Origin of the sequence: Bremerella sp. P1 (genome assembly GCF_028748185.1) — a bacterium.
Lineage (GTDB): Bacteria > Planctomycetota > Planctomycetia > Pirellulales > Pirellulaceae > Bremerella.
Genome location: NZ_CP118164.1, coordinates 6,855,934 through 6,871,061, shown reverse-complemented (window position 1 = coordinate 6,871,061; position 15,128 = coordinate 6,855,934). Strand labels below are relative to the sequence as shown.

At 56.3% G+C, this 15,128-nt stretch carries 11 protein-coding genes; 6 read left to right on the top strand and 5 right to left on the bottom strand.

Going from position 1 to position 15,128, the window contains the following annotated elements; all coding sequences use genetic code 11:
- Positions 1–191 precede the first annotated feature (191 nt).
- The 6 genes from hslV (at position 192) to PSR63_RS27770 (ending at position 7,008) form a co-directional block, all read left to right on the top strand.
- Positions 192–731 (top strand): ATP-dependent protease subunit HslV, encoded by a 540-nt coding sequence (hslV, locus tag PSR63_RS27795; protein WP_274329524.1) that lies wholly within the window; start codon positions 192–194, stop codon positions 729–731.
- On the top strand, positions 731–2,074 hold the full coding sequence (hslU, locus tag PSR63_RS27790) for an ATP-dependent protease ATPase subunit HslU (protein ID WP_274329522.1): 1,344 nt from the start codon (positions 731–733) through the stop codon (positions 2,072–2,074). Before hslV ends, hslU begins: the two co-directional genes overlap by 1 nt.
- Positions 2,075–2,385: 311 nt before the next feature.
- Complete coding sequence (locus PSR63_RS27785; RefSeq protein WP_274329520.1) at positions 2,386–2,946, top strand: ECF-type sigma factor; 561 nt, start codon at positions 2,386–2,388, stop codon at positions 2,944–2,946.
- A gap of 25 nt (positions 2,947–2,971) precedes the next feature.
- Positions 2,972–4,651 carry a serine/threonine-protein kinase gene (locus tag PSR63_RS27780; protein ID WP_274329518.1) on the top strand — a complete coding sequence of 560 codons (1,680 nt, stop codon included), beginning with the start codon at positions 2,972–2,974 and terminating at the stop codon, positions 4,649–4,651.
- Positions 4,652–4,927: 276 nt separating this feature from the next.
- Positions 4,928–6,445, top strand: a complete 1,518-nt coding sequence (locus PSR63_RS27775; protein ID WP_274329516.1) for a hypothetical protein — start codon at positions 4,928–4,930, stop codon at positions 6,443–6,445.
- Between the two features lie 146 nt (positions 6,446–6,591).
- Positions 6,592–7,008, top strand: a complete 417-nt coding sequence (locus PSR63_RS27770) for a hypothetical protein (protein ID WP_274329514.1) — start codon at positions 6,592–6,594, stop codon at positions 7,006–7,008.
- 17 nt (positions 7,009–7,025) lie between these two features.
- Here the strand turns inward: PSR63_RS27770 and tsaE are convergent, their stop codons facing one another.
- The 5 genes from tsaE to PSR63_RS27745 form a co-directional block, all read right to left on the bottom strand.
- Positions 7,026–7,496, bottom strand: coding sequence for a tRNA (adenosine(37)-N6)-threonylcarbamoyltransferase complex ATPase subunit type 1 TsaE (gene tsaE, locus PSR63_RS27765; protein ID WP_274329512.1), 471 nt, complete (start codon positions 7,494–7,496; stop codon positions 7,026–7,028).
- 13 nt (positions 7,497–7,509) lie between these two features.
- Positions 7,510–8,427 carry a thiamine-phosphate kinase gene (locus PSR63_RS27760; protein ID WP_274329511.1) on the bottom strand — a complete coding sequence of 306 codons (918 nt, stop codon included), beginning with the start codon at positions 8,425–8,427 and terminating at the stop codon, positions 7,510–7,512.
- A 167-nt stretch (positions 8,428–8,594) separates the two neighbouring features.
- Positions 8,595–9,962, bottom strand: coding sequence for a trypsin-like peptidase domain-containing protein (locus PSR63_RS27755; protein WP_274329510.1), 1,368 nt, complete (start codon positions 9,960–9,962; stop codon positions 8,595–8,597).
- 350 nt (positions 9,963–10,312) lie between these two features.
- Positions 10,313–10,873, bottom strand: a complete 561-nt coding sequence (locus tag PSR63_RS27750; protein WP_274329509.1) for a hypothetical protein — start codon at positions 10,871–10,873, stop codon at positions 10,313–10,315.
- Positions 10,874–11,090: 217 nt separating this feature from the next.
- Positions 11,091–15,050 (bottom strand): protein kinase domain-containing protein, encoded by a 3,960-nt coding sequence (locus tag PSR63_RS27745; protein ID WP_274329507.1) that lies wholly within the window; start codon positions 15,048–15,050, stop codon positions 11,091–11,093.
- Positions 15,051–15,128 lie beyond the last annotated feature (78 nt).

Sequence of the window (15,128 nt, the reverse complement as noted above, 5' to 3'; positions counted from 1 at the left end):
GACAGACAATTCAATTCCCTTCTTATCAGTGCTTATCCGTGTAATCCGTGGTAGGTCCTTCTTTCCCAAGTCCTCACTGCTCTCTGTGTCCTCGGTGGCAACTCCTAGCCGATCGCAGCAAATTGCGCCACAATACAGGGCCATAACCTTAAGCCTAGCAATCGACAAGAAAGCTCGCGAGGACTCCCCGCATGAGAATTCGCTCTACAACCATCCTGGCCGTACGTCATAAGGGCGACGTCGCGATCGGCGGCGATGGCCAAGTTACCATGAACACCAGCGTGATGAAATCGGACGCCTCGAAGATCCGTCCCTTGCTGGGCGGAAAAGTGTGGTGCGGTTTCGCTGGTTCCACGGCCGATGCGTTCGCGCTGATGGAACGCTTCGAGTCGTTCCTTAAAGATTTTCCCGGCAATGTCCCCAAGGCCGCGACCGAGCTGGCCAAGCAGTGGCGAACCGACCGCGCGATGCGCCGCCTGGAAGCATTGATGGTGGTCGTCGATGCGCAGCAGACGCTGTTGCTTTCAGGCACCGGCGATGTGATTCAGCCGACTGACGGCATCCTGGGGATTGGTTCCGGCGGAAACTACGCCACCGCGGCAGCCAAGGCCCTGGTTAAGCATAGCGACCTTTCGGCGGAGGAGATCGTACGCGAAAGTTTGAAGATCGCCGCCGACATCGATATCTATACCAACGACAACATCAAGATACATCGCGTGGAGATGGACTAATGTCGAAAGCCAACCAGGAACTCACGCCACGCGAAATTGTGAAGATGCTCGATGCCGACATCGTCGGGCAGGACGAAGCCAAGCGGGCCGTGGCCATCGCGGTCCGTAATCGTTGGCGGCGCAAGCATCTGCCGAAGGAGCTTCAGCAGGAAGTCTCGCCGAAGAATATCCTCATGATCGGCCCGACCGGCGTGGGCAAGACCGAGATCGCTCGCCGCCTGGCCAAGCTGACCGGGGCTCCGTTTGTTAAGGTCGAAGCGACCAAGTTCACGGAAGTGGGTTACTATGGCCGCGATGTCGAGAGCATGGTCCGCGAGCTGGTCGATAACGCAATCGGCATTGTCCGCGAGACCGAACGCGAGGCCGTTCAAGAGGAAGCCAAGCAGCGGGCCGAACGTCGTTTGCTCGATCAGTTGATCTCACCCCGCCCTGCCCTGAGCAGCGGCGAGCCGGACGAACAAGAGAAGCACGAACGTTCGCGTCAGCGGATGAAAGAGATGCTGGAGGCCGGCCAGCTGGAAGATCGCACGGTCGAGCTGACCGTCGAGCAAAAGGGCACGCCGGTCATGATCGGCGGGATGGGCATGGAGCAGATGGATATGGATCTGCAAGGCATGCTGGAAAAGATCATGCCCAAGAATAGCACCCGCCGCGAAATGACCGTGGCCCAGGCCCGCACGGTGCTGATCGAACAGGAAACGGAAGCCTTGCTCGACAAAGAACGCATCTATGAAGCGGCTATCGAACTGGCCGAGAACCTGGGCATGATCTTCCTGGACGAGATCGACAAGATCGTTGCCAACGAAGGCAAAACCGGCACTGACGTTTCCCGCCAAGGCGTGCAGCGCGACCTGCTGCCGATCGTGGAAGGGACCACAGTCCAAACGAAGTACGGCTACGTGAATACCGATCACGTGATGTTCGTCGCTGCGGGAGCATTTCACAAAGTAAGCCCCAGCGACCTGATGCCAGAACTGCAAGGCCGCTTTCCGATCCGCGTCGAGCTATCCGACCTGACCAAGGAAGACTTCGTGCGGATCCTGACCGAGCCCAAGTCCTCCCTTACGCGGCAATACGTCGAGCTGATGAAGACCGAAGAGGTTGCCGTGCGCTTCACGAGCGATGCCTTGGAAGAGATCGCCTCGTACGCGTTTCAGATCAATCAAACAACGCAAAACATCGGTGCCCGGCGGCTGTACACGATCATGGAACGCCTGCTGGAAGAACTGAGCTTCGAGGCACCCGACATGAAATACGGCACGGTCGAAATCAACGCCGCCTACGTGAAGCAGCGGCTGGACGAGGTGAGCAAGGACGAGGATTTGAGCCGGTTTATTTTGTGAGCTTGGCAGGTCTCATCCGTAAGATGGTCTTGTTTTTCAAGGCATCTTCGATTCAGTTTGCTTGTTCGTTCTCGAACCATATCGCTGGGGCGCGACCCAGCCTAGGTCCTGCAAGGCCGCCCGTCGCCTGAACTTAAATTCCACCCGCCGCCCACGCGAAAGGCCGAAGAAGGCAATGCTTCGTCAAAGCAAAGAGTCCTGACACCGCCTCTTGTCGAGACTTTCCATCCCCACAGGGGCTCACGAGAAAACTGCGTATCCAGCGCAATTAATCGCTTCCTAATTGCAGTGGGCACATATAGAATTGGGCCATGTCCTCGATTCCACCAGAGTCCGGCCGACACCGAAAACCAAAGCCAATGGCTGCCCATGAGGTGCTGCCGATGGTTTACGAGCAGTTGTATGCTTTAGCTTCCAAGCGGATGGCCACGGAGAGAATAGATCACACGCTGCAGGCAACTGCTTTGCTGCACGAGGCTTACGCGCGTGTGGCTGCTCCCGGTCTGGGACCTCGCTGGGATTCGCCTGGCCACTTCTATTCTGCCGCGGCGGAAGCCATGCGTCGCGTTCTGATTGATCATGCCCGCAAGAAGTCGAGCCAGAAACGCGGAGGCAATATTCGACGGCTCGACGTACCGATGCAACAACTCTTACAACGAGATGGCCTGACGCCTGACCGATTGCTGGAATTGGACGATGCGCTGGAAAGGCTTGCGGAGGAAGACCACCGTATTGCGGAACTCGTCAGGCTCAGACTCTATGCCGGACTCTCCGTCACGGAAGCTGCCCAATGTCTGGGCATTTCTCGAAGTGTGGCTTACAGCTTCTGGGAATATGCGTTGTGCTGGTTCGCGATCGAACTAGACGACTAATAAAGAATCGGATTGTAGTCGCCGCATGTCGAGCCCGCAGAGAAGCGTCCATGAAATCTTCCTCCAAGCGATTTCTATTCCGGACGAAGCCGAACGACAGGAATTCGTCAATCAATCTTGTGCCGGTGCTCCTGAGCACAGAGAACGCGTTGAACAGCTGCTTCGCGCAAGAGGACAAGCCAGAAGTGGTACTTTAAGCCGCGCCGTAGGTGATCTGGAAGCTGGGGAAGCAGAAGGGCCATATCCGGGAACCATCTCTTCTGCTCCGGAAAGTTTTCCCGCCCCTGCAAGATCCGACGGCATCGAGAACGCGGAGGCGTCGCAGAAATTCGCCATGGTGGATGGTATGACCGGCGAACACGGTTTCCTAGCGCCTGGTTCAGTGGTCGGTGCCTTTGAAATCATCGAGCGCGTTGGTAACGGTGGAATGGGACATGTCTTTTTGGCTCGAGATCGGCGTCTTTCGCGCGACGTTGCTCTCAAGATGCCGCGACTGGACGTGCTTGGCGTGCCGGGACTCTATCGGCGGTTCTTGCAAGAAGCACGCACGGCCGCGCAACTAGATCACCCGGCATTGGTCTCCATTCTCGAAGCCGGAGCAGAAGGCCCCTTTCTTTTCATTGCTTCGCAGTGGTGCCGCGGGGGTGATTTGGCGGCCTGGCTTGAGAAAAATCCGGGTCCACACTCACCGATGGCGGTTGCGGCCTTTGTCGCCAAGTTAGCTGATGCGATTGCCTATTGCCATAGTCAGGGTATTCTCCATCTCGATCTTAAGCCGTCGAATATACTTCTCACGGACGAGGATGCCGATCAACAGGATCTGAGTCTTCTCAACTTCAAAGTTGCAGACTTCGGAATTGCTCGTTTTTTTGAGTCCGAGACAGTCGAAACATCGCTTTCAAGCCTAATGCTGGGAACTCCTCAATACATGTCCCCCGAGCAAGCGATCAATGATGTTGACGCCCTCGGACCTGAGACCGATACGTTCGCCCTTGGTGTCATTGCCTACGAACTTCTGGCGGGGTCGCGACCTTTTGAAGGCAAGAGTGCGATCGAAGTTCTGAAGAATATCACCGAGGTGGAGTTCGTAGAGTTTCCCAGCGAACTCCGGATCCCCAGAGACCTACAGACCATCTGCTTGCACTGTCTGGAGAAGAAGAAGCAGGATCGTTATGAGTCGGCACAAAGACTGATCGATGACTTAAACAACTTCCTGAACAATCGCCCGATTTCCGTACGACGGGTTTCTCCCCTGCGGAAACTTTGGCTATGGATGCAACGCCCAGCACGAATGACGTATGCCGGGATTGTCGCGATCGCCGTCCAGGCGGCCTTTCTGGCAATGATGGTTGGGCCACTCATCTCGCCGGCCATCGGTATCGAGACTCCAGACAGATTAGAGTTCGATCAGTGGCTTTCCGATGCTCTCCCTTTAGCATTGTTCGTCCACTTTCCTTCGTTTTGGAACAGTATCAGAACAATGCAATACAAACGCTTCGCTTCAACCATTGGTACGCTCTTTAGCGTATTCAGTGCAGCGTTCTTACTCGCAGTGCTCTGGGGAATTGCATCTCCCTTGACTGTTTATCAGGACGAGCCGGTTGCCAAGTTTGTCGTACATTTTGCGTTAGCGATGGTTACTTTATCCCAGCTAGGCTTTTACCTATTGGCTTTGCCGGCGGCTTGGAAGAACCGAACGTACTAATTCGCGATGTGCACGGACCAGGAAACGGCGTGATGGTCACGGCCAGCGCGCACTTTAGGTGATCTACGATAGCGGGATCCGTTTACGGCAGATGGCCGCCGCATCCGCGCTGGCCGATCAGGCAGGTGGCGCGATTATCACCAACGGATATGGTTGGTTCGTTCCCTCTGGTAACGAGGTCAACTGTATACTTGAGCCGCGAACGGGGTTATAGTCTGACTGCATTCCCAAGTAAACGTCCGAGTTCTTGACGTTGCCTGTTGACAGGCAGAACAAATGTCGCATTCAAGTCACCCAGCACCCACGGAATCTCACCAGTGCCCGCAGTGTGGGGCGCACGTTTTTTCGGCCAGTGAACCCTCGCAGTTGCACTGTACTTTCTGTGAGGCGATCACGCTGTTGGCTCCGGAGGACTCGGCGTCGGACACGGCTCAGCTGTCTCGAAACGCGTTGGTCGATCTCTCCAAGTTCAACATCTATGTGGATGGAGATCGCCTACGGATCTGGTGGAACTGGAATCGGTATGCCGGTATCGCGTCGCTGGTAGCTTCCCTGGTCGCTCTTGGGTTCGCCGTGCTGTACCTGGGTCCGGCGATTACCATTTTGAAAGCAGGTGAGTTCAATCAGGAGCGTTTGCTTTCGGTTCTATTTGGGGTGATTCCCTTCTTGGCTTTCGTGCACTTTGCGTACGCCGGGCTGGCGATGCTCTTGAATCGCTCGGTGATTACGATCGATGACGGTGTGCTGAAGTCATCGCACCCGCCCCTGCCGTGTTACCTGTGGCGGCGGCTACCGCTAACACAGCTGAAGGAGTTGGAAACCCATCGCAAGAAAGAGAAGCGGAAACGTGGCGGCATCAGCGTAGGTTCCGGCTACCAGTACGAACTGCATGCCGTGACCCAAACCGGTCGCAAGGTCGTGCTGATCAAACATGAAAAGTCGTCGGCAGTACCCCGGGCTGTCCGAGCCGTTTTAAACGCCCACATCGCCGGCCAGCTCTCGCAGCCTGCAAGATCCGCTACAACAACAGGGCCTGCTAGTCTCGATCAGGAAGCCGCGGAGCCGACACAAAAGATCGTGCTCATTTGTCCTCAGTGCGGCGCCCTGACTCCGCCACCACAGAAGATGACGTCTTCTCAGTGCACCTACTGCGAAGCGGAATTGGAGATTGACCAGGCGGTATGGAAGTCGGTGGGCCTGCATCCACCGCAGCGGCGCAATATCGACCATGTGCCGGTGACCCTGCTACTGCGTGAAGAAGGCCCGACGCTGACGATCACGGCCGACTGGAATCGGGCCGGCGCTTTACCTGTGGTTGTGGTGACGGCTGCGATCGTCGGTCTGGCAATGGCCGGGTGTGTGCTGATGCTCTGGCTCGAAGGCTGGTCGATCGCAGGCTTTATTCAGGGAGGAACGCTGTTCGGATTTCTGGCGTCTCTGCTGATCGGAGTTCCGGCAACCTGCTTGGGCTACCTGGCTTTATGCCAGCTGATCAACCGAACCCAAGTGACGGTCACTCCCGCATGGATTCGTGTCTCCAGTGGCCCGCTTCCGATGAGAAACACTCGGCAGCTTCCGGCCGAACAAATCAAGCAGATCAGTGTCCATCCTTCGGCCTACATCAACGCGCGGGGTAAGGCCCGCGGCAGCTACGATCTGGATGCGGTATCCGACTATGGAGCCACGCTACCTCTGCTGATCGACCAAACCGAGCTGAAGGGATTGAGGACGATTGAGCAACTAATCGAGCAGCGACTGGAAATTGCGGATAAGGTCGTTTCAGGAGAAGCTTAGGTGTGGAAACAGTTATGGTGGATGGAAATGCTCGGATAAACTAAGTGCCGAGTTAGCACAGCTGGATCTAGTCAAGATTCACGAGCAAAGTGCGAATCACAGAAGTCGCAAAGCCTTTTCCCTGAAAGTTCAAACGGATGTTCATCATGCATCGACTGCTTTCCCTCGTATTGCTGACCCCGTTGTTCGTTTACGCGGGTTGCAGCCAGTCGCCGGAGATACCGATTCCTCCTACCTCCGGCGACTTCGTCAAAAGCGAAGACGGTGTCGGGACGGCGAAGGTGTTTGGCATTGACTTCCAGGTTGCGGTGAGTGCCGGTGGCGCGAGCACGGAGGATGAGATTCATGCCGATTTCCTCGAGCCTGAAAAATCGGGTGCCTCGAAACGTTTCACTCTGGGTGACGAAGCCGTGATTCAACTCGATAGCATCAACGAATCGGAAGTTGAATTCGTCTATAACGATCAAGACTACGGCACACTCAAGGTGGGTGACCAGGTCGTGATTGATGCCGAAGGAAACGTGACGGTCAACGGCACCGAGCGAATGCCGGCCGCTGAGTAGTCGACCCAAGCTTTGGTTTACAAAGCGTCCTTCACCTGCAGTGGCACGTTTTCCAGATCTTCCCCCACGGACGAGATCGTGAACTGCCGGGCAGTCTCGCCCAACACTTCGATATCGATCCGCAGGTAGTCGTGCGGCAGGCAGTTCTCGACGCGGTCGGCCCATTCCAGCAGGGTGATGCCGTCGGAATCGAAATACTCTTCGGGCCCTAGTTCCAGAAACTCGTCATCGTCTTTGATGCGATAGACGTCGAAATGGTAGAGCGTCTTGCCGCCAAAGTAACGCTGCATGATGACGAACGTCGGGCTGATGACGTCTTCTGCCGGGATACCCAGGGCGTCGGCCATGGCTTTAACCAGCCGCGTCTTGCCGGCCCCGAGCGTGCCGTTCAGTGCGACGACGGTCCCTGGCGGGATGGCGTCGGCCAGAATGGTGCCGAGCTTCTTGGTGTCGTCTTCGCTGGTTGCTTCCCAGGTGATGCTGCTCATGGTGGGTATTGGGCTATTGGTGCGAGAAACCTTCCGGCTCCAGGGGCTGTCGCTGGCCTGACTCGTCCAGCAGGAACAGGTCGGTGCCTGATTGAATGGTTCCTATTTTTGTCACTGGGGTCGACTCCGTCCATTGGGCTTCCAGCCGTTCGATTTCCGCTTCCGGTACCGTGAACAAGAGCTCGAAATCTTCGCCGTCGTTCAGAGCATGCCACCACGCAGGCTTGCCGGTCGAGTGGTTCATCTGACGGGCCGCGTCGGAAATGGGAAGCGCACGGACGTCGATCTCGGCTCCTACACGGCTCCGTTGGCAGAGGCGTGGCAGGTCGATCGAGATGCCGTCGCTGATGTCCATGCCTGCGGTCAGACCGCAAATCTCGCGAAGCCGGATCGCTTCTCGCACACGAGGATGGAAGTCGATGTGGTCGCCCAGGATGCTGCCACCGAGGGTGCCTGTGACGTAGATCGCGTCCCCAGGCCGGGCTCCTTCGCGCAGCAGCGGCTTATCGAAGGGACATCGCCCTAGCACCGTCACGCTGACGGCCACTTTGCCGGGCCACGTGTTCGTATCGCCACCCAAAATTGGGCAGCCGTATGTTTCGCCTAGCTGAGCGGCTCCCTCGTAGATTCCTGTCGCCAGGTCGAGCGAGGCGTCACCTTGGGGCAGAAGCAGCGTGAGGAACGCTCCTACGGGCTCACAGGCCATGGCAGCGATGTCACTGAGGTTGATGGCCAGTGCTTTGCGACCAATCTGCTGCGGCGTGACATCCGCCAGGTGGAAGTCGGTCTCGTCGGAGATCAGATCGGTGCAGACGACCAGCTTTTGAGCGGCTTGCCACGATAGCACTGCCGCGTCGTCGCCGATGCCAATGCTATCGGGCGAGATGGATTGCTTCTGAGCGGCGAGATATTTGAGGAACGCTTGTTCCACGATCAAAGCCTTTCACAGGAACGTTTAGTTTGCCTGTGAATTATAAGAGAGCGATGCTGCGAGGGAGAGCCCCTCACCCTAACCCTCTCCCCTCAGGGGCGAGGGGACAAGATGCTCGCCCCACGCCTATCGTGGCGTGGGGAAAGGAATGTTGCAGCGAGCCAGTCTTATCGCTGCGTGACCTGCTGGGTGGCGGCCAGGCTGATGTCGCCGTACAGGGTGTCGCGTTCTCGCAGAATGTAGAAGCGAATCGCACCGCGTGTGGTCACCGACTTGTTCTTCAGAATGTAGTCGAGGTTCTCGTACGAGATCGTTTCCCAGTCGTGCATGCCGACCAGGATGTCACCGGTCTGGATGCCTTCGACTTCGGCTGGGCTGCCAGCTCGCACGGCGGTCACTTGCAGGCCACCGCGGTATCGGCTGGAAAGCTGAGCGAAGTCATTCTCTGGCATCGGCTTCACGCGGACACCCATCGTTCGCCAAGCCAGGTCGGAAACGTTGGTCGCTCCGCTAACGCTCTTGGTGACGATAGCCAACTGCTTGCCGGTTTCGCCAGCTCGGTCGACTTCCAGAGTCACTTCTTCGTTGAGCGTGCGGTTGAGCAGAGCCAGTTCCACGTCGAGCTGACGTTGAATGCTTTGTTCGCCAATCTTGGTCAGCGTGTCGCCGATTCGCAGGCCGGCTGCATCGGCAGGGCTGTCCTTTTCGACGCCGGTGACCTTGAAGACTGGGGTGTCGCCTTCCCACATGGTCTTGCCGCGAATGCCGTGGGACTGATCGCTCATGCGTTCGGTCGACATCATGCGGGAAGAGATTTCCATGACGTTGTCGACGGGGATGGCGAAGCCGATGCCTTGGGCACCGACGCGAACGGCAACGTTGATGCCGATCATCTGACCGTCGATGTTCAGCAGCGGGCCGCCGGAGTTGCCGGGGTTGATGCTGGCATCGGTTTGGATCAGGTCGTCGTACTTCTGGTTCTCGGTGACTTGGACGCTTCGGTGCAGAGCACTGATGATCCCGCGAGTGACCGAGTTTTCGTATCCGTAGGCGTTACCCACTGCGATGACCGTTTCGCCGGGCATCAGGTCGGTCGACTTGCCAATGTTAATGCAAGGAAGGTCCTTCGAGGCATCGACCTTAATCACGGCCAGGTCGGTCGTCAGGTCGTGGGCAATCAGGCGAGCAATCAGCGTTTCGCCATTGTTGAACGTCACTTGAATGCGTCGGACACCGTCCACCACGTGATGGTTGGTGACGATGAAGCCGCGGCGATCGATGATCACGCCGGTGCCCATACCATTGACTTGTCGGGGAGTATCGCCGCCAACGGCACTAACGGTCGAGACCGTCTTGTGGCCATGGATGTTGACGATTGCATCCTTGGCACCTTGAACCGCTTTGACGATGGGCGTCATGCGGAGTTCGGTGGCATGAGCAGATTGGCCGGAGAAGACCGGTGAATAGCACACTGCTGTTGCGAGCAAAAGCCAGCAAAGACGAACAGCGAGGTTATTCAAGGAGGGTGAACGCATAGATCTCTCGTCTTTCGGCAACCCGGAGCGTCTTCAGTACCTACGTATTGATAGCACCGCAGCTCCGATCGTTGCTTCTGACTGGCGGAGAGATGGATCAGCGGGCCGAAAGTTGTCATCGGAATAGACGGCTCGGTTGCTTCATCCCTCCCGAGTTGGGCCGTAGAGTCAACCTAAATTGCCAGCGAGGTCTTCGTTTATGCGCTAACTATGCGGTTTACGCGAAGATGCACAGCAAGCATACCATTGGACGGATCGACAGGCGTCAATGGGATGGACGATTTGCTTGCGGGACTTCGCAAGAGGATGAGGTAGATAAGGCCAACAGGCAGTGCTGTCAGGGGAAAACGCTAGTTCTGCGGATCCTCTTCCCAGCCGTTGGCGATGGGACGCACGGGACCTTCTAGGGAAAGAGGACGCGCGATGCGAAGTTCCTCATCGAGCGGCTGCGGAGCGTTGACTTCCTGATCGATCGTGTCCGGCTGGATATCCGTCGGCGGTGGGACCGGCATCGGCTTGCCAATCTTGGTAGGCAACGGACGCGGGATGTCGTCGTAATAAATGACTGGCTGAGCAAAGACCGGGCGGGTCGGAACCGGATGAAACCTCGAGTGAGGCGGAATCACCGGGGCCACCGACGGAGTGTGCTCATGGCCGTGCAGCCAGGCTTTCCAGCGATGATGGAAATTGAAGCCAGCCAGAAAACTGGTCGGACAGGCCTCCTGAGTGATGGGCGGAGGTTCTGCTTCTTTGCCTGCTAGCGGCGACATCTCTTCAGGAAAGGTCGTGTCGCAGGCAATGTGCGAGGCCTCGACAGGAAGCGGCATATCGTCACAACGGACCACAGCGCAGCCGCTACCAAGTAGCGCCGCGAAGGTCATAACGAGAGCAACTTTCCAATCCAACCGCATTGCCGAAGCACCCTGGTGGCTGACAGCATTTATGAACGGACTCCTAGCCATCTAGGAGTGCATTCTCAAGTATCGGTGCGTGCGAGTGGAATCTTTTGCGTAATCGGCAAAGTTTGCCAGCTGGCACTTGGTGTGGTTTTGGCCGAGTGCCAGCTTAGTGGACGAACCAGTGTATAGATTGTGTACCGTAAGGTTGAGCACGCTCGTTCGTCGCGTATCAGTCGAGGTACTCGGAAACAACTCGCCACGTTCCATCTTGCTTTCTCATTTGTAGAAGAGCGAAGTCACCTCGCGGTGGGGCAACCTTGATCAGGACATCCCGGTTTTGGATTTGGAAATGTAACTTCTTGTCCGATTCGTCGATGGCATCGGCCGGGTCAGCGACGATTACGAAGTCTCCCTCGGCGACGGCCAGTTGTTCAAACTTGATTAAGGGAAGCATTTCTTGAATCGCTTCCTTCTTCGTGGGCGTAACTGGATGTTGTGTAAACGCTTTGATGAGCGTCTCTCGCGGGAGTTGGGCTCCTTTCGCACGACTTCCTGGCTCGGTTAGGCCGTACTGGTCCTTCAGGAATTCGTGTCCTGGCATCAATTGAACGTTGGCGGCATAGGTCGTCTTGAGAGTTTTCTCGTCCCCTTCAAAAATTGCGCGAAAATGAGCCCGGGCGGTTTCAGCAGGATCGGCGAACGACCGGGGCTTGATTCCTGGGAGTCCGTCTTGATCTGTCGCGGCCTGCTTTACCCGCTTGAAGATAAAGACTTTGATGTGGGAGCTTGGGTTGTCTTCCAAAGAGCTGGTCGGAAGATACTCATCGTCGGAAAGGGAAATTCGGAGCGTATCTCCATCGAATTCATAGCTGCCCAGGGTGAGTCTCCACTCTTCGTCAATCAGCGTGATTTGATCCCAGGTTGGGTCGAGATAGAAATCGGTGTCCAGCTTTTCTGTTCCGTCATTCCGGATCAGCTTATTGCCTTGAAAGACAAAGGTCGTGGGATTGGCTTTCCACTCGGACGTTTCAATAGGACCTTCGTCATTCATTTTCTCGGTGAGTTGCCAAGTGCCCTGGATGAGCTGGTGATCGGAGAAAGTGGGCGGAACCTCTTTGAAAGTCAGCAGCGTGGTTTTCGACTCGGGAGTCGCCTCAAATGACGTGGGGCGCTCATTGGTCTCGAAGTCTTGGAGGCACAGTCGCATCGTGTCTCCCTCAATTTCATAAATGCAACGAGTCACATCTCCATTGAAAAAGATAAGATTGATCTTCTTGGGGCCGTCGTCACTGTAGACTAGGCGATAGTTGCGTTGCTCCTTCTCTGTGCCAGCGTCGATCACGAGTCGGTCTTCGTCGAAGATGAAATACAAGGGCTCATCTTGTTCCGTTTCCGCTCCATCAGCGACACTTGAAATCAATTGCCAGGTTTTCTCGATACGCTGGCTATCTAGTTGAACAGGTAGATCCAGAAGCTCGAAAGTCGTGAGCGTTGTCCCGGAACCTTTTTGGGACTCCATCTCGGTGGGCCGGTCTTTGTTTCCCGGTTTTGCCGTGCAAATCACCAGCGATTCCCCTTCGACTTCGTAGATGCCGCGCTCGATCGACCCATCTTCGTGTTGAATGTCAATCGTTTTAGGGCTTTGGGTATCGTCCAGGCGAAACTTCGCGTGATCGATCTCGGGGCCGCCAAGCACATTGACGGTGAACCCGGAGATCATGTAGTAGATAACATCTCTTTCGAAGTTTCTGGCAACGGGTGTCCCGTCGACGAATTGTGAAGTTGCACCCCAGTCGCCTTGGATGCGATCGCGATCGGTAACTCGGGGAACCGAACTTGCCAGATCGTTCATGGCCTCTGCGTTGCTAGGCTCTGCTGGCGTCTCAATCTCATTGCGAACCCACAAACCGTTTGGGGCTCGGGTGAGTTTCAAGCCTAACTCAGGCAGAGTGAATTCGACTACTTCCATGCGGCTGGCGTCGTATTTCAGCGCGAAGTCGACCTTGCCGGCGTAAAGTTCGGGAGCCTCGAACCAAACGGTACCCTTGAATAGCTTCGTCTCAGGATCAAGATCAAGCGTTATCTTCTGAATGTATTCTGGCTGAATGATCGATACGTAGCCGTGAGCCTGGCTCGGCGAGATCGCCTTGTGAAGATCTTGTGGCTTAGGCATGCGACTGGTGAGCATGCGGAAGGCAGGAGGGGTCGGTGCAGCGCCGGGATCTGAGGTGCCGGCAGGAGCACTCATGAGAAGCACTTCGGAAAGGGGCGTCCCTTCGATCGCGTCGGTCCCCATGCCTTGGGCGGTCTTTTCCCACTGGTCGTTGGGAATCCCGGCGGCATGGCTGATGGTGGCGTTCAGCTTACTGTTGAACTCGGTAGGGCTTTGCCCCGATTCACGTAGTCCTGCCTGCAATTCCGGAGATAACTTGAGGCCAGATTCCGAATCTGAATCGAGTTGCTGCGGCGCTTTCCACCTTGCGGGCAGCAGTTCACGCTCGGAACGTGGTTTCATCGCTTGCGTGGTGAAGTGATTTGTTTTCGTATCGACCAGAATCAGGAGCCCTGGCGACGATGGATCTTTCCACCTGTGGCTCCAATTCTTTCCAATTGAAATCATGCTATCGGTCAGGTCGAACTTAAATCCATGAAACTTGCAACTCGCTTTGCCGTCTCCAGAATTGCTTGTAAAGAAGACGTTGCCACTTGTATCCCTTTCTCTGGTTGAACTTGCCGGTAACGCATCGGACACCGCCACGTTCACGCCCACGCTGAAATCTCGCGTCGTCGAGATATCTTGTCCCAACAGTGCAATACGGCAGTCGCCGATATCGCAGATCGCTGCTGGTGTTCCATCTAGAGCGTCTCCCTCAACGGTGTAGAGCAGCAGATACTCCTTGCCCTCTGGTGGATAATTGACGGACGTCACGCCAGGGGCCATTTTGGCGAGCTTATCCCCAACCGATTCGCGCATCATGGCGATGGCCAGCGACACGACTAAGCCGATCAGACCCGCGGCGATTAAGAAGTTGCGGAAGGTCTTGGTCTTGCGTGCATTGGAACTACTGACCGTAGCGTTACTCGATTTTTCTCCGTCTGCAAACGGCAGTAATGCTTCCGCGACCTCGGCCGGGGACTGAAAACGCTCGTCAGGGTTCTTGGCCAGCATCTTCTCGACGACAGCACACAGTTCCGCGGGAATATCGTGGCGAATCTCCTGCAACGATTGCGTTTCAGATTCGGCAAGATTCTTGAGCTTCTCAGTCACATTGCTGCCGGCAATTGGCGAGCGGCCTGCGAGCAGATAGTAGAGCGTTGCTCCCAGGCTGTAGATGTCGCTACGAATATCGGCGTTTCGGGCATCTTCCGCTTGTTCCGGCGAGATGAAGTCCGGCGTACCCATGATCGAGCCGGCTACCGTGAGGTCTCCCCGTGCTTCGACCTCGTCGTTATCCGAAAGAGTCTCTGGAGCGAGAGAGGCGAGACCAAAGTCGAGGATCTTCACGGTGCCGTCCGTGGTAACCATCAGGTTATGTGGTTTGATGTCGCGGTGGACCATGCCCCGTTCGTTGGCGTGCTGGAGTCCTAGCGCTGCCTGGCGGATGTAATCGGCTGCTTTGCCGATGGGTAACACACCGTTGTCCCGGACAACCTGGGCAAGGTCCACGCCATCGACGTACTCCATCACCATAAAATGGAAATCGCCTGCCTGGTCGGCATCATGTGCTGTGACGATATTGGGATGAGAAAGCTGAGCCGCGGCTTCGACTTCACGATGGAACCGACTGACCGCTTGCCCTTGGCGAAACAACTTGCGATTGATGACCTTTAGGGCCACGGTGCGTTTCATCTTGCGATGCTGGGCCTTGTAGACATCGCCCATGCCACCTCGACCGATTAGCCCCACGATCTCGTAGCGAGGATGCTCCGCGAGTGGTGTCGGAACACTTTCGGAGCTTGAAGTAGTGGTGCCTGATGATTGATCCACCGTCTGATCGGTTGGTTCCCGATCGACGCTCTGCAAGAGTCCAAGGAATGTGTCATCGGACGAAAGATCGACGATTGTTTCACAGCACGGTTCGCACTTGTTGATGTGCTCTTCAATCGCGGTCGCTTCATCGGCAGACAGTCGACCCAGACCGAAAGCATGCAACTGGGCAGGGCTGGGGTGATTCGCTTTCTCGGGCACCGGGAATTCTCCGTCATTGGATCGTAGTGCTCGTCTGCCCAGGCCCTGACTCAAGTGCCTGTGAGCGACGTGCCGCTA